The 23,159-nt window shown below is 54.1% G+C and carries 22 protein-coding genes and 1 tRNA gene; 4 read left to right on the forward strand and 19 right to left on the reverse strand.

Going from position 1 to position 23,159, the window contains the following annotated elements; genetic code table 11:
- The 7 genes from B3M32_RS10715 to B3M32_RS10745 all read right to left on the reverse strand — a co-directional run.
- On the reverse strand, positions 1-430 hold a 430-nt coding region (locus B3M32_RS10715; protein WP_290746609.1), incomplete at its 3' end, for a Glu/Leu/Phe/Val dehydrogenase dimerization domain-containing protein.
- Positions 431-899: 469 nt separating this feature from the next.
- On the reverse strand, positions 900-1,748 hold the full coding sequence (locus tag B3M32_RS10720) for a patatin-like phospholipase family protein (protein WP_290746613.1): 849 nt from the start codon (positions 1,746-1,748) through the stop codon (positions 900-902).
- Positions 1,745-2,410, reverse strand: coding sequence for a lysophospholipid acyltransferase family protein (locus tag B3M32_RS10725; RefSeq protein WP_290746615.1), 666 nt, complete (start codon positions 2,408-2,410; stop codon positions 1,745-1,747). The genes B3M32_RS10720 and B3M32_RS10725 overlap by 4 nt, the downstream gene beginning before the upstream one ends.
- A 99-nt stretch (positions 2,411-2,509) precedes the next feature.
- Positions 2,510-2,956, reverse strand: a complete 447-nt coding sequence (gene fabZ / locus B3M32_RS10730; protein ID WP_073114318.1) for a 3-hydroxyacyl-ACP dehydratase FabZ — start codon at positions 2,954-2,956, stop codon at positions 2,510-2,512.
- On the reverse strand, positions 2,953-3,684 hold the full coding sequence (locus tag B3M32_RS10735) for an SDR family NAD(P)-dependent oxidoreductase (protein WP_290746620.1): 732 nt from the start codon (positions 3,682-3,684) through the stop codon (positions 2,953-2,955). Before B3M32_RS10735 ends, fabZ begins: the two co-directional genes overlap by 4 nt.
- 12 nt (positions 3,685-3,696) lie before the next feature.
- Positions 3,697-6,093 carry a beta-ketoacyl-[acyl-carrier-protein] synthase family protein gene (locus tag B3M32_RS10740; protein ID WP_290746623.1) on the reverse strand — a complete coding sequence of 799 codons (2,397 nt, stop codon included), beginning with the start codon at positions 6,091-6,093 and terminating at the stop codon, positions 3,697-3,699.
- Between the two features lie 89 nt (positions 6,094-6,182).
- Positions 6,183-6,428 carry an acyl carrier protein gene (locus B3M32_RS10745; protein WP_088637989.1) on the reverse strand — a complete coding sequence of 82 codons (246 nt, stop codon included), beginning with the start codon at positions 6,426-6,428 and terminating at the stop codon, positions 6,183-6,185.
- A gap of 258 nt (positions 6,429-6,686) precedes the next feature.
- On the opposite strand from B3M32_RS10745, the gene B3M32_RS10750 reads away from it, so the two are divergent.
- A complete protein-coding gene (locus B3M32_RS10750; RefSeq protein ID WP_349679871.1) occupies positions 6,687-8,240 on the forward strand; it encodes an acyl-CoA carboxylase subunit beta in 1,554 nt (517 codons plus the stop codon).
- 68 nt (positions 8,241-8,308) lie between these two features.
- Here the strand turns inward: B3M32_RS10750 and B3M32_RS10755 are convergent, their stop codons facing one another.
- The 4 genes from B3M32_RS10755 to fabF all read right to left on the reverse strand — a co-directional run bounded on the left by B3M32_RS10755 (position 8,309) and on the right by fabF (position 12,875).
- Positions 8,309-9,667, reverse strand: coding sequence for a hypothetical protein (locus tag B3M32_RS10755; protein ID WP_290746632.1), 1,359 nt, complete (start codon positions 9,665-9,667; stop codon positions 8,309-8,311).
- Positions 9,668-9,774: 107 nt separating this feature from the next.
- Positions 9,775-10,563, reverse strand: coding sequence for an inositol monophosphatase family protein (locus tag B3M32_RS10760; protein ID WP_290746634.1), 789 nt, complete (start codon positions 10,561-10,563; stop codon positions 9,775-9,777).
- 13 nt (positions 10,564-10,576) lie between these two features.
- A complete protein-coding gene (locus B3M32_RS10765) occupies positions 10,577-11,518 on the reverse strand; it encodes a hypothetical protein (RefSeq protein WP_290746637.1) in 942 nt (313 codons plus the stop codon).
- Positions 11,519-11,645: 127 nt separating this feature from the next.
- Complete coding sequence (fabF, locus tag B3M32_RS10770; protein ID WP_290746639.1) at positions 11,646-12,875, reverse strand: beta-ketoacyl-ACP synthase II; 1,230 nt, start codon at positions 12,873-12,875, stop codon at positions 11,646-11,648.
- Positions 12,876-13,059: 184 nt separating this feature from the next.
- On the opposite strand from fabF, the gene orn reads away from it, so the two are divergent.
- Genes orn through lgt form a run of 3 tightly spaced genes read left to right on the forward strand, consistent with a single transcriptional unit; the run spans position 13,060 to position 15,872 of the window.
- Positions 13,060-13,605 (forward strand): oligoribonuclease, encoded by a 546-nt coding sequence (gene orn, locus B3M32_RS10775; RefSeq protein ID WP_290746642.1) that lies wholly within the window; start codon positions 13,060-13,062, stop codon positions 13,603-13,605.
- Positions 13,606-13,657: 52 nt separating this feature from the next.
- Positions 13,658-14,992, forward strand: coding sequence for a penicillin-binding transpeptidase domain-containing protein (locus B3M32_RS10780; RefSeq protein WP_290746646.1), 1,335 nt, complete (start codon positions 13,658-13,660; stop codon positions 14,990-14,992).
- A gap of 1 nt (position 14,993) precedes the next feature.
- Positions 14,994-15,872 (forward strand): prolipoprotein diacylglyceryl transferase, encoded by an 879-nt coding sequence (gene lgt / locus B3M32_RS10785; RefSeq protein WP_290746649.1) that lies wholly within the window; start codon positions 14,994-14,996, stop codon positions 15,870-15,872.
- A gap of 12 nt (positions 15,873-15,884) precedes the next feature.
- Here the strand turns inward: lgt and B3M32_RS10790 are convergent, their stop codons facing one another.
- The 8 genes from B3M32_RS10790 to B3M32_RS10825 form a co-directional block, all read right to left on the reverse strand.
- On the reverse strand, positions 15,885-17,537 hold the full coding sequence (locus B3M32_RS10790) for an FISUMP domain-containing protein (protein WP_290746652.1): 1,653 nt from the start codon (positions 17,535-17,537) through the stop codon (positions 15,885-15,887).
- Between the two features lie 43 nt (positions 17,538-17,580).
- Entirely contained in the window at positions 17,581-18,909 is a 1,329-nt protein-coding gene (locus tag B3M32_RS10795) for a TldD/PmbA family protein (RefSeq protein WP_290746656.1), read from the reverse strand.
- Positions 18,910-18,992: 83 nt separating this feature from the next.
- Complete coding sequence (locus B3M32_RS10800; RefSeq protein WP_290746659.1) at positions 18,993-19,232, reverse strand: helix-turn-helix transcriptional regulator; 240 nt, start codon at positions 19,230-19,232, stop codon at positions 18,993-18,995.
- A gap of 65 nt (positions 19,233-19,297) precedes the next feature.
- On the reverse strand, positions 19,298-20,905 hold the full coding sequence (locus B3M32_RS10805) for an alginate O-acetyltransferase AlgX-related protein (RefSeq protein ID WP_290746662.1): 1,608 nt from the start codon (positions 20,903-20,905) through the stop codon (positions 19,298-19,300).
- Between the two features lie 71 nt (positions 20,906-20,976).
- A tRNA-Arg gene (locus B3M32_RS10810) sits at positions 20,977-21,049 on the reverse strand.
- A 33-nt stretch (positions 21,050-21,082) separates the two neighbouring features.
- On the reverse strand, positions 21,083-22,582 hold the full coding sequence (locus B3M32_RS10815; RefSeq protein ID WP_290746665.1) for a hypothetical protein: 1,500 nt from the start codon (positions 22,580-22,582) through the stop codon (positions 21,083-21,085).
- A 53-nt stretch (positions 22,583-22,635) separates the two neighbouring features.
- Positions 22,636-22,962 carry a stress response translation initiation inhibitor YciH gene (locus B3M32_RS10820; RefSeq protein WP_290746668.1) on the reverse strand — a complete coding sequence of 109 codons (327 nt, stop codon included), beginning with the start codon at positions 22,960-22,962 and terminating at the stop codon, positions 22,636-22,638.
- Positions 22,962-23,147 (reverse strand): hypothetical protein, encoded by a 186-nt coding sequence (locus B3M32_RS10825; protein WP_290746670.1) that lies wholly within the window; start codon positions 23,145-23,147, stop codon positions 22,962-22,964. The genes B3M32_RS10820 and B3M32_RS10825 overlap by 1 nt, the downstream gene beginning before the upstream one ends.
- Positions 23,148-23,159: the final 12 nt, after the last annotated feature.

Here is a 23,159-nt window from a genome sequence, read left to right on the forward strand (position 1 = left end):
CTTCGCCGTCGGACTTGCCCTTCGGGTCAAAGCCGGAGCCGCCCTTGCCGCCGCCCATGGGGAGCGTGGTGAGACTGTTCTTGAAGATCTGTTCGAAGCCGAGGAACTTGAGCATGGAAAGCGTCACTTCGTTACGGAGACGGATACCGCCCTTGTACGGGCCGATGGCGGAGTTGAACTGCACGCGGTAGCCACGGTTCACCTGAACGTTACCCTTGTCATCGAGCCAAGGTACGCGGAAGGTAATCACGCGTTCCGGTTCGACGAGGCGGTCGATCACGCCGTTGGTTTCCCAGGACTTGTCCTGTTCGAGGACGGGGTCGAGGGATTCGAGGAATTCACGGACAGCCTGATGGAAGAGGGCCTGGTCCGGATCACGGGCGACGACCTTGTCATAGACTTTCTGAAGGTAAGCATTCTTGATTGCCATTTTATATATCTCCGTTGAGAGTTTTGATTACGGCACCCTCTAAAAATTCATTTTCAAAAATTTGGCTGCAACACATCGTGCAGTTTCGTCACTCAAAGTGGTAAAGACTTCCAGTATTCACCACTTTTCGTTCCTGCCTGCACTCGGTTTCGCTCAAATTTTCTTTATCAAAGCAATTTTTAGAGGTTGCCTTGGTTAAAGTTTTTAACGGGTTTAAAGATAGCAAACGCCCCGCAGAAAATGTAAAAACAGGCCAAAAATCTTCAAAAACTTACATTTTTGTAAGTTACTTTTTTGTCAGTTTTAACGATTGCTTTTTTTCGTTAAAAAACAAGGGTCTAGAACACAAAAACCTACATTTTTGTAAGTTTTGCTTTTCCGCGCCATTTTGTTTAGAAAGTTTTACAACGCTAAATGAAAAGGAGGGTCGACATGCGGTCCTCCAAGCCAGGATTTTGGCAGTGCGGAACTAGAGTTCCATGAAGTTCTTGAGTTCATCCATGCGGCGCTGCGCGTACTCGTAACCCATCTCGTAAGACGCGTCAAGGTTCTCGCGTTCCGTCTCGAAGAGATCGCACAGGTCGCTTTCGGGTCTGAAAATCAGGAGCTTGCCCTGCTTTTCGAGCTTTTCCATGTTCGAGAACATCTTCTCGTAGCGCTTGTAACGCAGCATGAGCGCGCGGAAAAAGTCGGGATACTTGCGCTTGAACATCGGATTCAGGATCACGCGGTACTTGCGGAAGTCCGTCACGATTTCGCCGGGGTAATGCGTCGATACGACCACGACCTTGTCGCAGCCCTTCTCGAACGCCCTCTCGAACGGGATCGGAGCCGTGATGCAGCCGTCGGCATAGTGCAGTCCGTCGATTTCGACCGTCGGGAAAATCATGGGCAAAGCGCAGCTCGCGTTCAAGATGTCGAGCAGGCGGCGTTCGCTCATCTTCTCGCGGAAGAATTCCACGCGGCCCGTCTCGCAGCACGTGACGCCGAATTCGCATTCCACGCGCGCCGAGAAGAACGCGTTGAAGTCGAACGGGATTTCGCCATAGGCGGCATCGTAATGCAGCGCGTGGCATTCCTTACGGGGGCCGTCCAGGAACTTGTTCGAATGGTCCTGCCCCTGCTGGATTTTCGTCGGCTGGATGATATGGCGGAAGCGGCCCTTCTGGTGCGTGATGTAGTTCATCGCGGCATGACCGCCGGCGCTCACGCCCGCGTAGTACGAGAACAGGATATCCTCTTCCATCCAGGCGTCCAGAACGCCCGCGGTAAAGATGGTCTGGCGCGAACCGCCTTCTAGAGCAAGCCCTATCTTCATGCCTGCACCTCTTCGGGGGTTTCCGCGGCGACAGGCAATACGGAGGCTTCCGCCTTCCCCAGCGCCCGCTGCTTGAGTTTCCAGACAATCTGCCTAAAGTATTCGCTGCGTTCGGCAAGATGCTTCGAAGAGGGGACGCCCTTCACACGTTCAATCTTTTCGGGTTCGCTCACAACCACTTGGGTGCGGTGACCGAACTTGTAGACGCCATCAAGGCCCACCGAGACTACGGGAACGCCCGTGCTGCGCGCGAGGAACGCGAAACCGGTCTTGAATTCGTTCAGCAGGCCGTCGTAGCGGCACTTGCCTTCGGGGAATATAATGACCGAGCGGCCTTTTTCAATTTCACGCTTGGCAATCAACGCCCATTCGGTATCCAGGTTGAAGCGGTCGCACGGGATTACACGCTTGATGCGGGTAAGCGCCCAACTGAAATGCGGGTCTTCGATCTGGTCCTTTGCCGTAACGATACTGCATTTATGGAAAAAAATGGCAAGCATCATGAGCGGGTCCCACATGCTCGTATGGTTCGCGATAATCACCGAAGGCGTCTTGAGGCGCGGGGACTTAACCGTCTCCCCCACATACGTTATCTTCGGACGGTAGAACACGAACAGATACACGCGCACGGTGTAGATGACCAACACCACGACAAGCTGCATAAAAAATTCAAACAGAAAATTTTTCTTCTTTACTTTCACTTTACTTACAGATCCTTCGACTACGGGCTTCGCCCTGCGCTCAGGATGACAGCGGGAATACTATTTTCCCAAACTTTCCTTGGGGATGCTCGTAAAGGTCAAGGCGCCCTTCGCATGCACGTTGCCGTTTACCTTCACGATGCAGTCAAAACCGACGAGAACGCCACCGCCCTTCGTCTTGTTGACGGTGATTTCGAGTTGGTCACCGGGAATCACCGGCTTCACGAACTTGAAACCGTCAATCTTCAAAAGCACGTAGAGGTTCTTTTCCAAGTCCTCGGCAGGCTTCTCGATAACGAGGGAACAGAGCTGCGCGCAGCTTTCCACGATAAGCACGCCCGGCATGATGGGCGTCTGCGGAAAGTGCCCCATAAAGTAGGGCTCGTTCACGCTCACGTTCTTGATGCCCGTCGCAGATTCGTTCGGTACGAGTTCCGTGACCTTCTCAATCATCTGGAACGGCGGACGCTGTGCAATCTTTTCGCTGATTTCGAAAATGTTCATCATAGGGAGAGGCCTCCGTCGAGCACGAACACCTGGCCCGTCACATAGGCGAACTGGTCAGACGCGAGGGCGGACACGATGTTCGCAACCTCGTCGGCGGAACCGAAACGCTTGAGCGGAATCTTCTCGAGGTAGCCCTTGCGGGTCTCCTCGGGAATGGCCTCGATCATCTCGGTTGCGATAAAGCCCGGAGCCACAGCGTTCACGCGGATGCCGAAACCGCCGAGTTCCTTGGCGAGCGTCTGCGTGAGGGAGTTCACCGCACCCTTCGTAGCGCTGTAGACCGCCTGGCCCGGAAGCGCAAACTTGGAACTGACAGAACTCATGTTGATGATGACACCGGACTTCTGCTTGTACATCTTGACGGCCACCTGCTGGGCGCAGTAGAAATAGCCCTTCACGTTCAGGTCGAAACACTTGTCGAGCGTTTCGGGATTCATCATCAGGAGGTATTCGTCACGGACGATTCCCGCGTTGTTTACGAGCACGTCGATACGGCCGTATGCCTTGAAGACTTCGCGGACCATCACCTTCACCTGGGAAAGGTCGGCCACGTTCGCCTTGTAGAGCATGCCGTCGCCGCCTTCGGCCTTGATCTGGTCGAGAGTCTGCTGGGCAGCCTCGTCGGAACTGGAGTAGTTTACCACGACCGTGTAGCCGTCGCGAGCCAAGCGCAGGGCACATGCCTTGCCGATTCCCTTCGACGCGCCTGTTACCAATGCTACTTTCATTCTCATTCCTCCTTATTTCCCGAAGACGACGGCGCTATAGGAACCGCCAGCCGCAAAAGATATGACCAAAATTTTCTTGAGGTTTGCCGCTTCGGCAAACTTGCTAGAAACAGAACCGTCGGCAGCCACGAAATAGGCGTTGTCGCTGGCGAGTTCACCGCCCAGGAGCATCGCCGCCTCGGATGCGGCAAGAGCGGCAGACCCGGCACGGCCCTCGCCTACCCTTTCCTTGACTTCGAACAGCGGCATCGTCGCGAGTTTCTCGCCGAACACGCGCTGGAGTGCGCCCTTCTCGATATCGTCGACCTTCTTGAAACCGTTCGCAAAACCGCAGACGGCGTCGATGTCAGAAGCCTTGAGGCCGGCATCGGCCAGGGCGTCGTTGATGGCCTTGTCGAGCGCCTCGTCGGAACCCGCGAGCTTGCCGAACTTCACGTTCTTGCGGCCATGGCCGTAACCGAGCGCATAGCAATAGACCTTGGCACCGCGGGCCTTCGCGTAAGATTCTTCTTCGAGGAGGATAGATACGGAACCGTCACCCACCACGCAGCCGTCGGCATTGGCGAAGGGAGCCACCACTTCGCTGGCAGCCACGCCCAGTTTCTGGGCGAATTCGGTAATCACCGGGATGTTCTCGTCGGTACCCGTAGCCATCATGGCCTGTTCCTGGCCATCGTGGATGACGTTCATGGAATAGCCGATGCTGTCAAGACCGGAGAGCGGACCGGTCGTAATGGTCACGCCGTAGCCCTTGATGCCGGAGCAAATCGAGAGGTAACCGCCGGCGGCGTTGTAGACCGTGTGCGGGAACTTGAACGCGGAACCGTTCGCGTTGCCTTCGCGGGCGATGAGTTCCTCAAAATCGTAGGTGGAACCGAGACCGCCTTCGCTGGTACCGACAATGATGCCGATATCCTTCGCATTGTCTTCGGTCACCTTGAAATCCGCATCCTGCAGGGCGCGCATGCCCGAAACGGTCTGGAGCTGGCCCAGGTTGTCGAGCTTGCGGTAGAACGCCATCTTGATGCCCAAGTCCTTGTAGTCGTCAAGCGTAATCGTCGACTTCACGGAAGCGCTTTCGGGCTTCTTGCCGGCCTTGACCGCGTCGAAATAGGCGGTCTTGCTGTTGCCGAGCGGGCTAACGATGCCGAGGCCCGTCACCACGATCTTCTTATTGCGGGCAGGCTGCGCCGTAACGCTCCCCTGTTCCTTGGAAAACACGATTGCCGCATTGGTGCCGCCGAAAGCCACGTTGTTGCTCAAGACGCACTTGAGCTGCTTGGGACGTGCCGTATTCTGCACGAAATCGAGCGTGCCGACCTTTTCCTTGAGCGCCGCGGACTGTTCTTCCGTATATGGGAACGTCGGGAGCACCGTATCGGTCGTCAAGGCCTTGATGCTGAACACGGCTTCGATAGCGCCGGCCGCGCCGAGACAGTGCCCCGTCAACACCTTCGTGGAACTCACGCTCACCGTCGGGTTCTCTTCGCCGAAGAAAGTCTTGAAAGCCGTAATTTCGGCGTTGTCGTTCTTGCCGGTACCCGTACCGTGGGCATTCACGTAACCGATGTCGGATTTCTGGATGCCGGAATTCTTGACTGCACGGTTGATGGCTTCCATGAGGCAGAGGCCATCTTCGCGCGGGGCGGTAATGTGGTTCGCGTCGCTCGTGACACCGGAGCCGAGCACTTCGCAGTAGGTCTTCGCGCCGCGCTTCTGGGCATATTCGTAAGATTCGACAATGACGACACCGGCACCTTCGCCGAGCGTAATGCCGTTACAGCGGTTGAACGGGGAGCACCCGTTCTCGTCGAGAGCGTGGAGCGAAAGGAATCCGGAATACGGCACTGCCGCAAAGGAATCCGCACCGCCGGCGATGACCACGTCGGCCTTGCCCGCACGGATGAGGTCGCAGGCGAGCGCGATGGAAATCGTCCCTGCCGCACAGGCGTTCGCGACGTTCGTCACGATACCGCCGGCACCGCATGTCTCGGCAACCTGGCTTGCGATGGAGGCAATCGGCATCTTGGGAATGTCGACAGCTTCCTTTGCTCCCTGGTGGTAATGTTCGATGGAAATGACACCGCCAACGCAGCTTCCGATAATGACACTGACGCGTTGATCATCGTTGAAATTAGAAAGTCCCGCATCGGCCAGGGCTTCGTTCGCAGCCTTGATGCACAACTTGGATACGCGGTCCTTCTCTTCGGGGGCATCGACCTCGTCGAGAGTATCGCACTTGACTTCGGCAGCCAAGTCCGCATAGCAGTTCACCGTATCGACAGATGTCGTCTTGTGAATGCCCGAGACGGACTTGAGCGCACTGTTCCACGTTTCTTCAACATTGTTACCGACCGCGCAAATAACGCCCAAACCAGTAACTACACAACGCTTGTCATTAGGGGTCATATTATTTTCCAAAAAACTAATGAATCCTACAGCTTCGCTCCAGGATGTCCGAGAAAAAAAGCCGGGTGAAAATCACTCGGCCAAGGTAATTAAGCCTTGTGGGCTTCGATGTATGCCGCAATCGTATCGATGGACTGGAAGTTTTCCTTGGCGACACCCGTCATGGAAACACCGAAAGTGGAATCCACGAAAGAGATGATTTCGAGGGAGTCCACAGAGTCGAGGCCGATTTCATCACCGAAAAGGGCCGTATCGTACTGGAGCACGTCGCCATCGACGCCGAGGTCGGACATAAAAAAAGACTTGAGTTTGGATTTTACTTCTTCATTAGCCATTGTTTTCCTCTTTTTTTGAATAAATTTCGGCTCAAAGATAGTAAAAAAATACACTTTCCAACTATAGATTATGGCTAAATCGGATAAAAAAGCATGTTTTCGGGATAAATAGCACTCGCCCATTGTAAGCTTTACTTACATAATTTTTTTGAAACATGCAAATAAGTTTTGACTACCCGAGAAATTTTCTACATTTGCACCGTATTTAAAATGTTTGCCGAACTTTACCTCCGGCGAACAAGGACATTAACGAAAAGGATGACTACCATGTGGGATAAGTCTTATCTTGAAAAACTAAACGAATACAAGGCAAAGTCTGTCGCCGGCGGCGGCGACGCCCGTATTGAAAAACAACATTCCCAAGGCAAGCTCACCGCCCGCGAACGTCTCGAAATTCTTTTTGACAAGGGCACGTTCCGCGAAATCGGCGCTCTCCGCGTCTCCACGAGCCTCGACCTGCCCGAATCCAAGAGAATTTTCGGTGACGGCGTCGTGACCGGCTACGGCAAGGTCAACGGCAAGACAGTCTATGTCGCCTCCCAGGACTTCACCGTAAGCGGCGGTTCCCTCGGGTCTGCCCACGCCAAGAAGATCTGCCAGGCCATGGACCTCGCCCTTGAATCCATGGCCCCGTTCGTGTGCATCAACGACGGCGGTGGCGCCCGTATCGAGGAAGGCGTCAACTCCCTCGACGGCTACAGCGGCATCTTTACCCGCAATACGCTCGCTTCGGGCATCATCCCGCAGATTTCCGTGATTCTCGGCCCCTGCGCCGGCGGTGCCTGCTACTCCCCCGCCATTACCGACTTCATCTTCATGACGGAAAAAACGAGCCAGATGTTCATCACGGGCCCGGGCGTCGTGAAGGCCGTGACGGCCGAAACCGTCTCCCCCGAAGGACTCGGCGGAGCCGGCGTACATTCCACCAAGTCCGGTGTTGCCCACTTCGTGTGCAAGGACGACAGGGAAACCCTCGAAGCCGTACGCAACCTGCTCAGCTACCTGCCGCAATCCAACCTCGAAAAACCGCCCGTAGCGGAAAAGTTCAAGGCAGTCGACAAGTCCAAGGAAATTGAAGAAATCGTCCCCGACAACTTCAAGAAAGGCTACGACGTGCGCAACGTCATCGAGACGTTTGCCGACAAGGACAGCTTCCTCGAAATCCAGAAGGACTTCGCCCGTAACGTGGTCATCGGCTTTGCCCGCATGGACGGCAACGTCGTGGGTATCGTCGCGAACCAGCCGAACTTTATCGCCGGCTCCCTCGATGTGGATGCCAGCGACAAGGCGAGCCGTTTCGTGCGCTTCTGCGACTGCTTCAACATTCCTATCCTCACGCTGGAAGACGTCCCGGGCTACATGCCGGGCACCAAGCAGGAACACAACGGCATCATCCGCCACGGCGCCAAGCTCCTGTACGCTTACGCCGAAGCGACCGTGCCGAAGGTGACGCTTATCCTCCGCAAGGCCTACGGCGGTGCCTACATCGCTATGAACAGCAAGAATCTCGGTGCGGACTATGTGTTCGCCCTGCCGATCGCCCAGCTTGCCGTGATGGGAGCCGAGGGTGCCGTGGATATCCTCAAGCGCAAGGAAATCGCCGCCTCCGCAACACCTGCCGAAACGCGCCAGAAGCTCATCGCCGAATACGAAGAGAAGTACCTCAACCCCTATATCGCCGCCAAGAACGGCTATATCGACGAGGTCATCTCCCCGGACCACGTGCGTGACCGTCTTGCGGTCGCCTTCGACTACCTCAAGAACAAGAAGAAAGCCCGCCTCTGGAGAAAGCACGGGAACATCCCGCTGTAATCAGTAGTTCACTACTACAGAAAAGGCCCCGCGTTAGCGGGGCTTTCCTTTTTACAGTCTTTACTAAACTAGAAGCTGAAGATAACTTCGGCACCCATGTCGAACAGGAATTCGTCGTCTTCCTTGTAGTTGATGACGGTTCCGGTTCCATCGCCATCGCCGAGCGGGAGCACGATGGCTCCGAACATCTGCATGGAGATAAACTTGTTCGGGTTGAAGTAGATCTTGGGGCCGATATAGGCGAACTCGTTGTTGTCGTTGTCGCTGTCGAGGGTGTTGGTATGATATTCACCCATGACGCCCACCTTCAACTGGTCGAGGAATTGCATGGCCGGTTCAGCATAGATGTAGAAGCGTTCCGGGACGTCGATTTCCGATGCGCGGTCCGGATTGTCTGCCAGGAGGGCGTAGAAGACGGAACCGGTAAGGGAGAAAGCACCCTTGGTAAGGGTCGGTTCGATAAGGAACGTGTGGCTCACGACCGGCTTGGCGGCACCCATCACGTCGTCGGCAAAGCCGTAACCCGTGTGGATGTAGAGCAGGTTCATGATGGAGAATTCCATGAACAAACCGGCACGGAACTGGTTGTACCAGTGGTCGTTGGCGTCATCCAGGTCGTATCCCTTGTAATGCACGTAGGGACGGATTCTCTGGCCGGCGAATTCAAGATCATATGCCAAGTGCGTGAAGAACGCAAAGACATCCTGGTCCCTGGAGTCGCCCTTGATGAACAGCGTGTTCTCGTTGGCGGAGAAACCGATAGCGGCCTGAACACCGACGATGTCGAGTTCGACACCGCGCAAGCTCTGTTCCTTCATGCCGGCGGCATAGTAGGTGGCGTCGTCGTAACGGTAGTAGTTGAACGCACCTTCGGAATAGGTCATGTCACCGATCTTGACGCCCAACAGGCTGTTCTGGTACTGAACGTACGCACCGTTCAGGTAGAAGTCCGGATAGGCTTCGGCGCCGTCGGCTTCGATTCCGACGAAGGCAGACCAGTTGTCGGTAAACTTGATGTCGAAATTGAGATCGAACGTAGAGGCGAACGAGTGGGCAAAACGCCTGTCGGCGTTATAGTTCATCACGTCGGCTTCGAGATCAACAAAACCGGAAACCTTGTATTCGGGACCCTTCTCGGAAACGATTGTTTCGAGAGGAGTGTATTCGCTAATCGAAGTATCGACTGCAGTGGCTACAGGAGCGGCGGCAGGAGCGGCAGCAGAATCGGCTTTCGATGTGTCGGCAACCGCGGCAGGTGCTGCGGCAGCTGTAGCAGCAGAATCGGTTTGCGTAGCTTCTGTAGCAGGAGCGGCAGCAGCTTCAGCCTGCTGAGCCTCGGCTGCAGGAGCGGCGGCAGCCTCAGGTTCGGCAAATACGCCGGCGGCGACAAGCCCCAAGACGATTGCTGAAAGTTTCATCGATTTCATTATATCTCCTTGTTAATGGATATATGTTTCGTGATATATATCACAAATCTAGCTTTAAACTTTCATAAACAATACATTTATCGGGAAAAAAATCCAAAAAATGTGGACTAATTGACCGTTTTTTTCAAAATATCGTGTAAAATGCCGTTACTAAAGATGACTTGCTCCCCATCGACGTACTGCATGGGCGACCCGTCTATGTGGGTGGAACGGCCACCGGCTTCTTCGACGATTAACGAAATCGCGGCAATATCCCAGGGGTAGCTCATCGTCATCACAAAGCAGTCGATACGCCCGCAGGCGGTAAAACAGCCCTCTATTACGGCCGACCCCAGGCACTTCACCCGTTCAAAGACCTCGGACTCCCTAGCGAAGTTATAGGAATTCTGCGCGTTGATCTTCTGAACGTTCCCCACGTTGAAGTCGCCGTTGCTCACGATGGCGTGCACGGGATTCGATTCGCCGCTCACGTGGATTGGCCGTCCGTTCATGAATGCTCCCCCGCCCTTCACCGCCGTGTACATCTCGCCCAGTTTCGGGAGGTTCACTACGGCCACGAGAGGTCTGCCCTCGAAATGGAGAGCGACGGAAATGCCCCACAGCGGTATGCCGCGGCTAAAGTTCACGGTTCCATCCACCGGATCGATAATCCAGCGGTAACGCGGGTCAGACCCTTCGATGACGCCGGCTTCTTCGGTACGGACAGAATGGGTCGGGAAAGCGGCCCGTAAGCCGTCCACGATAAGCCTTTCGCTCGAGACATCGGCAATGGTCACCACGTCCTTGGCGGACTTGTACTTGACATCGCCCAGGTTGCCCTGGAGTTCGAGGCAGAGGTCGCCCGCCTTCTTGGCAAGGGATTCGGCCACAGAAACAAATTGCTGTAAATCGGTCATATTCAGAATAAGCCTAGAACTTTATCGGATAGAGCAGGTACCAGTGGAATTCAGGATAGACCTGGATGGTCGGGGCCGGCAGCTTGAAATAGTTCAGGTACTTGACAAACGTCCTCGCCATGCGGCTCTGCGGGCGAAAAGCCTCCAGGTCGTAGTCGAGCGCAATGTAAACTTCGCGGTGTGGAGTGCCTTCGTAATTCTTGATGAAGACACCCTCGTCGATGCTGAGTCCTGCGGCAATGGCGAGCCAGCTCGGGTAGTAGGCACGGACGCTCGCCGGGAGCAAGCGGTACGGCTTGAAAGAGGCCCAGAACGTCTGGTTGCAATAGTCGTCCGTAAAGATTCCCGTATCGCTCTGCCTGTAATACGCCTTGGTGTTTATCCAGTAGCTCCACTTGAGGTCCACGTACTTGAAAACGGGAATGTAGCGTTCCGCCATAGGCAGGAATCCGCCCAGGGTACCGGAAAGAACATCAAAGATGCTAAATCCCCATTCCGGAGAATAGCCGTCCTTCACATCGATGGCAATATGGGTCGCCATCGCCGAAAGGCCTGCATACAGGTAGGACTGGAATTCGGAAATCCCCGCCCAATGGTAGGCTTCGTAAAAGCTTTCGCCCAGAATGACGCCGGCAGCAAAATGCCCGAACTTGTCCAAGTTCAGGGCGTAGTCGAAATCGTTCTCGAAATGGAAATGGTTGCCCTGTTCGTCCCACCAGCCCTTATGGAACACAAGCCAATAGGCGGCGCCATAAGCGATCAGCACCGTCGATGCCACGCCAACGCTCTTGGCCACCGAAAGTTCGCGGACCGTATCACCCGGGTCTTCACTGCGGTAATCCCACGTGGAATCGCGCCAGGTAAGCGGATCGCCCGGAGCGGCAAGCGCAGGCTGCACAAGGCATACAAGTGCAAGAACAATCACGGCGACTATTTTTTGCATCGCGAAATTCACGAGGCAAAAGATAGAAAACAAAAAGCCCCGGAGAATGAATTCCGGGAAGCTTTATCTAAGATGTAGTGTGTGGTGTGTAATGGGGAATGAATAATTAGTCATTTCACATTACACATTTCACATCAATTTAGTCGCGGGCCAAGAGGAGCACGCTGTTCTGGCCGCCGAAGCCGAAGCCGTCGGACAGGGCGTACTTGAAACTGTGCGAAGTGTTCTTGTTGGCGCAGACATCCAGGTGGATGCGTTCGTCCTGGTTGAACACGTTCTTGGTCGCATGGACCATCTGGTTCTGCAGGGACTTCACGGTGATGATGGCTTCGAGGGCACCGGCGGCACCGAGGGCGTGGCCGATCATGCTCTTGGAGGAGTTCACCTTGAGGGAGTCGCGTGCACCAAAAACCTTCTCGAGGGCGGAACATTCGGCAACGTCGCCAAGCGGAGTCGACGTACCGTGCGTATTCACGTAGCCCACTTCATCCGGAGAAATTCCGGCTTCGCGGAGAGCCATCTCGATAGCGAGACGCACGCCTTCGCCGTCTTCACGCGGGGCGGACATGTGGTGCGCATCGGCGCTCATACCGACACCGGCAATGCGGGCCAGGATGTTCGCGCCGCGCTTTTTGGCGTGAGAGAGGCTTTCGAGCACGAGGATGCCGGAACCTTCACCCATCACGAAACCGTCACGGTCCTTGTCGAACGGGCGGGAAGCCGTTTCCGGATCGTCGTTGCGCTTAGAGAGGGCGTGCATGTTGGTAAAGCCAGCCAGGGCGAGCGGGTTCACCGTCTCGTCGGTACCGCCGGCAAGCATGATGTCGGCACGGCCAAGGCGGATGGCGTCAAAGGCGGCCGCGATGGAATGGTTCGAGGTCGCACAGGCGGAAACCACGGCGAAGCAGGGACCCATCCAGCCGGTGCGGTTGGAAACTTCGCCGGCAGGCATGTTGGTAATGGACATCGGGATAAAGAAGGGAGAAACGCGGGACGGGCCACGGTTGCCCCAGGTGACCGCATTCTCGGTATAGGTGTTCATGCCACCGATACCGGCACCGATAATCACGCCAGAACGGGACGGGTCTTCGGCCTTGGGGTCGATGCCGGCGTTCTTGAGGGCCTGGAAGGCGGAATAGACGGCGTACTGGATGCACTTGGAGAACCTGGACTGGTCGCGGCTGCTGAAATATTCGGAGCCGTCGAATTCCTTGACGGCGGCGGCAATCTTGATCGGCAAGGCGGATACGTCGAACCTGTCGATAACGGCAATGCCGGACTTGCCCTGTACGAGGCCGTCCCAGAGAAGATCGGGGGAATTTCCAAGGGCCGACACGCAACCCATACCAGTAATGACTACTTCTTCCATATTCGGATTCCTATAACAAATTAACGGGGGCGAATATAGCAAATAAAAACCTTACAATAAAGCGTTTTATTTCTCACGGGCGTAAAAATTCGATAAATCCGTAAAAAAAGAGGATAGAATGCACCCCATTTTGGAACGAACCCGACATTCAAAATCTTCACAAAAAACTAAATTTCCGCCCGATATGAGCAAAAAGAAAAGTTCCTTCAACCTCGTCTGGATGGACCTGGAGATGTCCGGGCTGGAACCGGAAAAAGACGTCATCCTGGAAATCGCGACCATTGTTACCGATGCCGAGCTGAACGTGCTTGCCGAAGGCCCCGTCATCGCCGTACACCAGAGCGAAAACGTGTTCGAAGGCATGGATGAATGGAACTCCAAGCACCATACGATGAGCGGCCTAGTCGACCGATGCCGGCGTTCCCGTTACACCGTAGCCGATGCCGAAGAAAAGACCATGGAATTTATCAAGCCCTTTACCGAAAAAGGGAAAAACATCCTTTGCGGCAACTCCATCACGCAAGATAGACGGTTCCTGTACAAGTACATGCCCAAAATTTCTGAATGGCTGTGCTACAGGAACATCGATGTAAGCTCCATCAAGGAACTTTCTTTCCGCTGGTATCCGAAACTGGAGGAATTCCAGAAAGAAAAGCGCCACGAAGCGCTCAACGACATCCGCGAAAGCATTGCCGAACTCGCCTACTACCGCAAAACCATTTTCAAATAGACCGATGAAGTATTACTACGACCCCCGAAACAGGCGTCCATACAAGGAAAGAATGAGAAACCGCTGTATCGCCGCCGGAGTGTTTATCATTCTTTGCGTATTCATTGCCTCTTGCATCTATGAAAGCAGCGAGAAAGCCGCCACGAAACAGAGTATCGAACAGGCCGCAAGTGTAACCGAAACGGATTCCGCCCAAGTCATCGCAGAGGAACCTTCTGCCGCCGAATCAACGGCCATAGAGGCTATCCAGCAAAAATACGGGACTGAAAACGAAGCCGGACCGGACAAGAACGAAGAAATAGCCAACGTCCAGGCGAGTATCGCCGCTACCGTCGCACCCGAAAACGTCCCGGAGCCCGAAGTCATCGACAGCGTCCACATCCGCATGCAGAAAGACGTGTTCCTCGCCGAAAAAATTGACCAGATGCTGCGCCGTTTCAAGCCGATGCATAGCGCCATCCTGGTCGTGGAACCCAAGAGCAACGAGATTATCGCCTGGGGCGAAACTAAAGATTACAAGGTGCAGAACGAACCCGACTATTTTATCCGCAACACGTTCCCTGCCGCCTCGCTGGCCAAGACCATTACGATTGCCGCCGCCATGGAAAGCAACCGCTATTCGCTGAACTCTCCCATTCCCGACCGCGGCGCCCATCATACGCTCTATAAGAACCAGTTGCGCGTGCCAGAGAACTATACCGGCCCGACTATCGAACTGCAAGACGCCTACGCAAAGTCGGCCAACCCGCCGCTCGCCATCATCGGCATGAATGTCGGAGCCAAGCGCCTTCGCGACGCGGCCCGTAACCTCGGCTACAACACGAACTTCCCCGGTGGCCTTCCCGGCCGTTCCAGCTATTCCCCGCCCGATTCCGGTTACGGGCTCGCCGAGGCCAGCTGCGGATTTACCGAGGCGACAACCCTGACCCCGCTTCTCGCCGCGGCACAGGTCCGTTCCATCCTCATGAAAAAGCCGCTTGAAATCCCGTGGGCAGAAAACCTCCCGGCCTATGCGCCCAAGAACCGCATCGCCCTGGATGTAGGCAAGTTCAGCGAAAACACCTATTACGGGCTCCGCGAGGCCATGATACGTTCCATAACGAACGGTACCGCCCGCAAGCACATTTCTACGCGCAACATGGCCCGCAAGAATTTCAATGCATTGAATATCGGTGGCAAGACAGGCTCGCTCGACGGGCACGACCCCTACGGACGCTACGAATGGTTCATGGGTTTTGCACAGGCGAAAGAAGATCCGTCCAAGGCTTTGGTCGTCGTAATCCTGCAAGTCCACGATTTGCAGGGCTACCGTTCACAACCCGCATGCCAAGTGGCTGCAATGATTATAAATTATTGGGCACATCAGAACTTGTCCAAAGGAAAATAGCATGGATTTATCTTGGTGGAACCTTATTCCGACTTATTTTGACGGAACAGCCATACAGATAGGCAGTTTCCCGGTCCGCTGGTACGGCATAATGTACATTTTTGCTTTCGTGACCGGCTATCTTACGCTAACGCACATAAACAAGAAAGAAAAGCTGGGCTACACGAAGGAACAGTTCGATAGCCTTTTCACCTGGATTATTGCCGGCATCCTTATCGGTGCTCGTCTCGGTTATGTCTTTTTCTACAAGCCGGGCTACTACCTGGCCAACCCGACCGAAATTATCTTGCCCATGACACACGATGCGCTCGGCTACCATTTTTCGGGCATTGCGGGAATGAGCTATCACGGCGGCCTTATTCTGAGCATCGTGTTTACGATTATCGGCATCAAGCGCAACAAGATGGATCTCTGGAAAACGCTGAACCTGTGTTTCCTTCTGGCCCCGCTCGCCTACACATGGGGACGTTTCGGCAACTTTATCAACGGGGAACTCTTCGGCGAAGTCACCACGAGCCCTATCGGCATGTATTTCCCGCTGGCCCATGACAGCCCTATTACGAACCCGATTCTGCACCATCCGAGCCAGCTTTACGAAATGGTATTCGAAGGAGCGGGACTTTTCGCCATCCTTTGGTACTTGCGCAAGATTCCGGTTCTTCACGACAAGATGCCGTGCCTTTACCTGATGGGCTACGGGCTGTTCAGATTCTTCATCGAATTCTTCCGCAGGCCCGACGCACATCTCGGCCGCGTCGATCTTTTCGGCATGAGCCGCGGCCAGACGCTTTGCAGCGTGATGTTCCTGACCGGCCTGATCTGGCTGATCGTACTGATTTACAGGCAGAAAAAAGCGGCAAAGAAAGAGTTAGCCGGCTAATCCATTAGCAGGCTAATCCTTTAGGCAACGGATCGGTATTAAGTTAAGAGGGTTTGTTGTACCTGTTATAACAGAACGGCGATTGGCAGCCATGCTAAAGGCACACGCGGCCATTTCTGTTTCCGTTGCGGGGCAAGACGCCCAGAAAATGGCTCCACCACCTTCCATATCTTGACAAGTACTGCACTGAAAAAGGATTCCAACATCTTTGTCTTCTACTCTTCCCAAAGAATCAAGTCTTCCGCCCCCAATGGGCAAGGCTCCGAACCCGTAAGCATCTACAGCTCCACTTTGCTCGTGGTCACTCCAAATAACCGTTCTTCTACCAAATACGACGCTGTATTTTTTTAACGCCTGGGCAGAGCCGTATTTTTTACCGACATAATGGATGTAATTCACGAGTTCATTCACTTCAGTCGTATCGGGCAGATGCCACCCCGTCGGGCACACTCCGCGCACCTTGCCTTCTATGCGACAAGGGCTATTTAATCCGCAACCCGTAGGCTTGCCGTTAGCCCTACCCGAAGAATCCATCGCACCAGCCCAAGAATAGTAGCGTCCAAATTGGCAACCCGCTTGATAAGTCAGGCACCAGCTTGTTTCAATAGTGTCCCCTAATTCCTCGTCATAATAATTGCTGTTGTAAAGGAGGTTTTCTGCCATCCAAGTCTGTTTGCCAATGGTAACGGTCTTGTATTTTCTATAATCGCGTTCATCAAGGAGTTCGCCATATTCACAATTGTCCACGCCGTTTTCGTTGCATGCGGGGACCGGATCCTTGGTATAGGGAATCTCTTTCAAATCCTTGACACAACGAAGAACCATCGAATATCTCTTATATTCTTTAAGTATGGAAATTTTCTCCCACATCGCATGAAGCCCCATATAATAACGTTGGAAGGTACCGTCATACGCCCCTAAAGCAGCCCATACATAAGTAGAGCCAGAGCCATTGTCAGGATCACCAGTAGGCAATAAAGAAAAACCATAAGTGTCTAAGCCATTCGGGTCAACGTCCTCTTTGGACGCTTTTTCCCATCCGGATAAAGCCTTCAACTTTTGGGCAGCAACATCTTCACCACCGACATAATCAATCAGGACCCTAAACTCGTCACTGTGTGGAACATGCCAGCCTTCTGGGCATATACCTCTCATGTGGTGTTCGAATATTTCGTTGTTTGTTCCTGGATTAGACCTAAAACCAAAAGACGCAGAGCCATACAAGCCCATCGTATCGATCATGACATTCCATGGATAATGATATCCAATTGTATCGCATCGAGCTCCCACCCGGCAAAAATTCCAATCTCTATCATCCTTATCTTTCAATCCCGGGTCAAAAGCCAGATTCTGCGCCATCCACGTCTGTGTGCCTATCTGAACGGTCTTATAAACTTTCCCATCGCGATTGTCAACGAATTCGCCATATTCTATATCCGGGTTCAGCAGGCTCCATGCCGTTTCTGTAAGCCCGTAGCTATGTGTTTCAATAGGACGAGCGCTCGAAGAAGATGATTTATTCTCTGCACTTGAGGATTTGCTTGTCTCACCGGAGCCGGATGACGCATCGGACACTTCGTCTTTTACCGGATAAAACGAATCATCATCGGAGCAGGCCCCAAAAAATGCTCCAAGTAACAAGACTGCGAAAAACAGACGTTTCATACAACCCCCATTTAATTTACCATCAAAATAGTAAATAAAGTTTCTAGCAGCTTACCGCGAGCTCGTCAATGGCTAGCGCAGGAACTCTTATGCCCGCAAAATTGCTGTAGTATTCGTTTCCGACAGCGGTAACGTTACGGATAATGTCGAAGAAGTTGCCGCTCAAGGTGACGCTGTCCACCGGATGCTGGATGACTCCGTTTTCGCACCAGAATCCATGGGCTCCGATGCTGAGTTCGCCCGATACAGCGCTACAGCCAGAACCACCTTCCAAGCGAACGACCAGCAAGCATTTCGGGAAAAGCTTCAACAGTTCCGCAGTCGAAAGCTCCCCTGCCGGCACGAACATGTTCCAGAAAGCCGTAGACATCTTGGAACCGAATCCGCGGGCAGCGTTTCCGGTCGTCTTGCAGCCGTCCTTGGCAGCCGTCTCGAGATTGTACAGGGCTTCGTTGAATACGCCGTCCTTGATGACTTCTACGCGACGAGCGAGGGAACCTTCGGAATCGAAGTACATCTTGTTGCAGAAGTTTTCGCCAAGCGGGTCGCTCCACAGCGAAAGTTTTTCCGAAGCGATTTTCGTGCCCTGCTTGCCCGCCAGGCGTGACGTTCCCTTCTGCATGGATTCCGCGATAAACGGAGACGCGTACATCCCCATAAAGCGCCCCGCAATGCGTTCCGAGAAAATAACGGGAATCTTTCCGCTTTCGATTTTCCTTGCACCGAAAAGTTCCGTGGCGTAGGTCGCCGCCTTTTCGGCAATTTCACCTACGCTGAACTCGCCCCAGTCACGACCGTTCTTGACGAAATTCCCCAGCTTGCTGATTCCGTCACGTTCGGCAACGGCCCCTGCCCCGACAGCGACGGAATTGCTCTTGTCGGTATAGAAAAGCCCCTTGCTGTTGGCGACAATCGAGAAATCCTGGTTGATGTCCGCGCCAAGATAAGGTATGTTCTTGATTTCGGTAGAACGTGCGAACGTCTGCTTTTCGAGCTCTATGCAAAAATCCTTGACATCGCCAAGCGTGAGGGATTCAAGTGCCGGATTATAGTTGGGGCTCCCTTCCGGAATCTTTGCCGGGGTCGGAAGTTCAATATCGACCGCCTCGGTCCACTGCGTATGGCAAAGGGCATCTTTGATAGTCTGCGAAATGGCATCCTTGGTCAAGCGTTCCGTATGGGCGTAGCCGGGGCGGCCATCCTTGATAATGCGGATACCCAAGCCTACAGAATCGGAAATCTCGGTATTCTGCACCTGGCCCTGAAAAACGGATAGACTTTCAGAATGGGTATTGGAGGCAATAACGTCGAACTGCTCCGCCTCGCCTTTCGCGAGGTCGCACATACAAGAAACTGCGTCTGTAATATTCATAATGAGTTACTAGTTTGTAGTTACTAGTTAAAAAGAAAAAAGTTCCTAAAATTAGTCAATAAATCCCACAAAAATCTAGTAACTTATAACTTGGAACTAGTAACTTTTTTTGCGAGCATGCGCCAGTAGGCGGCGGGGCTACCGGTCACGGATTCGAGCGATTCGGCAAGTTCACGGGTAATCTCGACTGTCCCCGCAATCAGGCCTTCGAGCGTTTCCATCGGTACACCGATACGGCGCGCGAATTCGGCCTTGTCCATCTTGAGCCACTCGATACCTTCCAGAATTGCCTGCCCCGGAGTGGGCGTCCCATGTCTTGCCATTGCATTATCCTTTTATAACAATTGCGCGAAGCGCCTTTATAAATCTTTCGTCTTTCGTCTCTCATCTAAAACGAAACCTCTTTCCAGCCTTCCGCACCGAAGCGTAGGTCGCGTTCCACAAATTCCCAGATCAAAAGTTTTTTGCCCTTGAGCACGCCGGCCTTGCGGGCAAGCTTTTCACGCACGAGCGTCGAAGCGCCGCCATCGCTCACGATGCTTGCGACAGGCCTTCCCATATCCTTTGCAAAGTGCGCAATCCACCCCGCGTTCACCGGCGAATCGGTCTGGTAAATGCGACTGAAGCTGTCGCCGAGAATCAGGATTTTCGCCTTTCGGAAATCGTCCTTGAAAGGAGTCCTGACCGTATCGTAGGCTACGGTTTCTTGCACGGCCACCGAATCGGCAAGCGAATCCACGGGCGTTTCCGAGCTGTCCGGAGTTTGCGCGCGTTCCGTGACCTCTTGCTGCGAAACGACATGTCCGGTCACGCGTTGCACCTTGAACACATTGAACTTGTTGAGCCCGCTCATCTCGCCGATATCGCCCATGCGGTCGGCCACAGAGTCAGATGCAACATAGGTCATGGATTCTTCGCCGATATCCACGACGCCCGCATCCGCCATCTCGCGCACCTTGCCTGCAATCACGCCGGCAGCAAGTTCCGCACCGCGCGGAGTCCAGTGCGTGTCGTCGTTCAGGTAGAGCGGTCCGAGTTTGGCATCGTCGGCCTTCGCGGCAAGGAGCGGCGTGTACAGATCAACGGTGTTGAGCCCGAGTCGAGCAAGCGAATCGAGAATCGCCTTGCCATGACCCGCGGCAGTCGTGCCATTTAAAAACTGTGCCGAGCCCGTAAGCCTTTCCGGATAGATGCTCGGCTTGCCCGGAGTAATCACCACGAGCAGTTCCACGCCCTTCGCCTTGAGCTGGTCGCGGAACTTTTCAATCGCCTTGACCGGGTTGTCGAGTTTTGCAGAACGAATGTCCAGCGGGGACGGCTGCACCAGGAATTCCACGTCCTGGCGGTAGAAAAGCCAACGGCCCCCGCCAGCCCCGAGCACCACCTTCTCGCCCGGATCGTTAAAGATATTCCATACCGCAAGCTGGTAGCGCGGCCTCACCGCCAACACGAGCGCATTCTCGTCTTCCACCTTCTTTTCGAACGCGCGCAGGTAACGGCTCGTCCATACGCCGTAATGTTTGACCGCAAGGAACGCGCGCACAAGCGAGAAATGCCCAAATTCGGCGACAACCGCCTTGAGCGTGGAATCCGCCGCCTTGAAATTCTCGGGCTCATCCTCGAGGCTCGCAAGCAACGTGTCGGCCTGCTTGAGCAACCTGTAGCACGCCTCCGCAGTATCGAGTTGCGCATACGCATTGACGGTCAGCGCGACCGCCTCCAAATCAGAAAGGGCTCCGATTACCGGTTCCAGTGCATCCGCAGTCTCCGTGCCACCCGCAATAGACTCGCGCGCAGCACGCCAGGCACTATCCAGGCGCATCGCCCCCGCAGTCATTTTTGATTCCCGCACGAACGGGGTGTAAACAACATCCTTGAAAATATCGAGGGAAACAAAACGTTTTTCGCCACGCAAGTCCGCAACAGTCTGCACCGTAAACGGAAGCAGCAACAGGACCGCGAACACGACGACAAAAGCAAAATAGGATTTCTTCACGTGTAGAAAATAACAATATTTAAGGCGATAAAAGATATGCCCGGACGAGCCGGGCATACAATAAAGAGAAATACCCGGATCGCGATTCGAACGCGAGTTTGATCCTTAGGAGGGACCCGTTCTATCCAACTGAACTATCCAGGCAAATTCGGGCACAAATATAGTAAAAAATTTCGACTAGTACGCGTGGTCGCAGTCGACGTTTTCTTTACCCTTGATGCCGTTGGCACATTCCATAAGGCCCTGGAGTTCGCCGTTCCTGAACGTACCCCAGCTCTTCTTCTCGCCCTTCTCGATAAGGCAGGCCATGTTGGATTTCGTGGGATCAGTCCCTTCGATGCCGTTCACCGGGATCCATTCATAGCAGCGTTCCGTGACTTCGAACGTCATGAACTTGCCCTCTAGCTTGCCGTCGCGGTAGTTGCCGAAGGAATAGCCAAGATCGTTGGGACCGTTGAGCAGGCCCTTCTTGAAGTCGATGGTAATCTTGTCCTTGATGTTCGCGCGTTCTTCCTTCATCTTGTCAAAAGCTTCCTGGGCGGCCTTGCGCTGTTTGCCCTTGAGCTTCGCAATGCGCTTCATTTCACGCTTGTCGGCCTTCTCGATAGCCTTCTGGTCCTGGACGAACGGGAAATGGACGACTACGCGGCCGTGGATGGTGTTGTCCCAGTACGGGATTTCGGCCATGAGGAATCCCTTCTGCGAGAACATGTTCACCATGCCGTGCACCGCCCCCATCTTGTAGGGAACCTCGAGGTGCAAGAAGTAATAAGGCTTCATCTTCTTCGCCACCTTCGGGTCTACAAAGAGGTTGTCAACGGCGCTGTAACGGTAGAACTTGGAAACGCCCGTCTTGTTGCCGTGGACGTATTCCGTGGTATAGAGGACCTTGCCGAATTCCTTGCCCTGTCGCATCGGCAGGTTGGGATCGTTGCCGTAGCCTATTTCGTGGCCATGGAACTTGCCGTTGGCATCGACGCTCATCTCGTTTTCGAGATAGCCGTTCAGCAAGAAGCCGGACCACTTGTCCTTGTCCTTGCAACGGACGTCGCTAAAGTCGACAAAGCGGCCCACGGCATCGGGCAAAAGGCGTTCCGGAAGTCCCGAAATGCTGAAAACGCCCTTGCGGTTCCAGTCCAGCAGTCGCGGAGCATCCGGACGTTCGTGATACTGGAAGAAGCACTGGATGCTGTCGAGGCGGTCCTTGCGTTCTGCGACATAGGTGCCGAACGGGGTCGGTTTCTTGTTGTCCGCAAACTTCTGGGCAATGGCGTCTTGCACCTTGCCGCCGTCGGTAAATTCCTTCAGAGTAAAGCCGGAGCTGTTGAGGTGATCTACGCAGAGGTCGAGGTTCCTGTTGAATTCCTCGCTATCCTCGGCGCACTTCTTGCCTTTGCACTTGAGGAGTTCCACGGGGGGCAGGTCCCAGACCTTGGTCACCTTCGTGCCGCCCTCGCCCCATTCGTCAGCTTCTTTCTCTTCGATATTGAAGCAGCCGCACAACCATGCCTCGCCGAAAGTCTTGACACCAAGACGATCCAGTTCCGCCTGGTCCACGCGGCCTACATTTTCCATCCAACAGTCAAAATAATGTGCAACCTGGCCCTCGCCCTGGGCGGCCGCAAAAACGGCCGTACATGCAAGTACGGACAGGCTAAGCTTGAGTGTATTATTCATATATCTCATTCCTGAATCCACTTTAAATATAATCAAGTTTTCAGGAAAGTTGCTCAACCACCGGAGAGTTTGACGGTATATCCCTTTTTTTCGAGTTCCGTCTTCAAAATATTGCGCTTATCGCCCTGGATTTCGATGTTGAAATCCTTTACCGAGCCCCCGACGCCACATTTTTGCTTTAGTGTACGGGCCAAATCCTTGAGTTCATCCTCGTCGAGCGGGATTCCCGAGACGACACTTGCCATCTTGCCCCCGCCCAGGCGCTTGAGCTGGATACGGACGACGCCGTCGCCCTGCGGGCGCTCCGCCTTGGGCTTTTCTTCTTTGATACGGCCTACGCCGGTCGCGAAAACGACTGTGGAACGCTCTTCGATAGACATTACTCCCCCTTGCCGGAATTCCTGCGATTCATGAAAAAAGCCAGCACAAAAGCCACCGCGAGATAGAGCCCCACGGCAGCCAGGAGGCCGACCAAGTCCGAACCTGTCGCCTCGCTAGCCTTCACAAAAAGGTAGACGGAGCAAGGAGTCGCAATCAGGAACAGGATGCCGGGAAGATTTTTCATGTAAGGAAATGT

Origin of the sequence: Fibrobacter sp. UBA4309 (genome assembly GCF_002395745.1) — a bacterium.
Classification (GTDB): Bacteria; Fibrobacterota; Fibrobacteria; order Fibrobacterales; family Fibrobacteraceae; genus Fibrobacter.

Excerpts from the sequence above, each read along its gene's own strand:
- B3M32_RS10720 (WP_290746613.1), bottom strand. The coding sequence starts at position 1,748 with ATGAAGATAGGGCTTGCTCTAGAAGGCGGTTCGCGCCAGACCATCTTT.
- B3M32_RS10725 (WP_290746615.1), bottom strand. The coding sequence starts at position 2,410 with ATGCAGCTTGTCGTGGTGTTGGTCATCTACACCGTGCGCGTGTATCTG.
- fabZ (WP_073114318.1), bottom strand. The coding sequence starts at position 2,956 with ATGATGAACATTTTCGAAATCAGCGAAAAGATTGCACAGCGTCCGCCG.
- B3M32_RS10735 (WP_290746620.1), bottom strand. The coding sequence starts at position 3,684 with ATGAAAGTAGCATTGGTAACAGGCGCGTCGAAGGGAATCGGCAAGGCA.
- B3M32_RS10740 (WP_290746623.1), bottom strand. The coding sequence starts at position 6,093 with ATGACCCCTAATGACAAGCGTTGTGTAGTTACTGGTTTGGGCGTTATT.
- B3M32_RS10745 (WP_088637989.1), bottom strand. The coding sequence starts at position 6,428 with ATGGCTAATGAAGAAGTAAAATCCAAACTCAAGTCTTTTTTTATGTCC.
- B3M32_RS10750 (WP_349679871.1), top strand. The coding sequence starts at position 6,687 with ATGACTACCATGTGGGATAAGTCTTATCTTGAAAAACTAAACGAATAC.
- B3M32_RS10755 (WP_290746632.1), bottom strand. The coding sequence starts at position 9,667 with ATGAAATCGATGAAACTTTCAGCAATCGTCTTGGGGCTTGTCGCCGCC.
- B3M32_RS10760 (WP_290746634.1), bottom strand. The coding sequence starts at position 10,563 with ATGACCGATTTACAGCAATTTGTTTCTGTGGCCGAATCCCTTGCCAAG.
- fabF (WP_290746639.1), bottom strand. The coding sequence starts at position 12,875 with ATGGAAGAAGTAGTCATTACTGGTATGGGTTGCGTGTCGGCCCTTGGA.
- orn (WP_290746642.1), top strand. The coding sequence starts at position 13,060 with ATGAGCAAAAAGAAAAGTTCCTTCAACCTCGTCTGGATGGACCTGGAG.
- B3M32_RS10780 (WP_290746646.1), top strand. The coding sequence starts at position 13,658 with ATGAGAAACCGCTGTATCGCCGCCGGAGTGTTTATCATTCTTTGCGTA.
- lgt (WP_290746649.1), top strand. The coding sequence starts at position 14,994 with ATGGATTTATCTTGGTGGAACCTTATTCCGACTTATTTTGACGGAACA.
- B3M32_RS10790 (WP_290746652.1), bottom strand. The coding sequence starts at position 17,537 with ATGAAACGTCTGTTTTTCGCAGTCTTGTTACTTGGAGCATTTTTTGGG.
- B3M32_RS10795 (WP_290746656.1), bottom strand. The coding sequence starts at position 18,909 with ATGAATATTACAGACGCAGTTTCTTGTATGTGCGACCTCGCGAAAGGC.
- B3M32_RS10800 (WP_290746659.1), bottom strand. The coding sequence starts at position 19,232 with ATGGCAAGACATGGGACGCCCACTCCGGGGCAGGCAATTCTGGAAGGT.
- B3M32_RS10815 (WP_290746665.1), bottom strand. The coding sequence starts at position 22,582 with ATGAATAATACACTCAAGCTTAGCCTGTCCGTACTTGCATGTACGGCC.
- B3M32_RS10820 (WP_290746668.1), bottom strand. The coding sequence starts at position 22,962 with ATGTCTATCGAAGAGCGTTCCACAGTCGTTTTCGCGACCGGCGTAGGC.
- B3M32_RS10825 (WP_290746670.1), bottom strand. The coding sequence starts at position 23,147 with ATGAAAAATCTTCCCGGCATCCTGTTCCTGATTGCGACTCCTTGCTCC.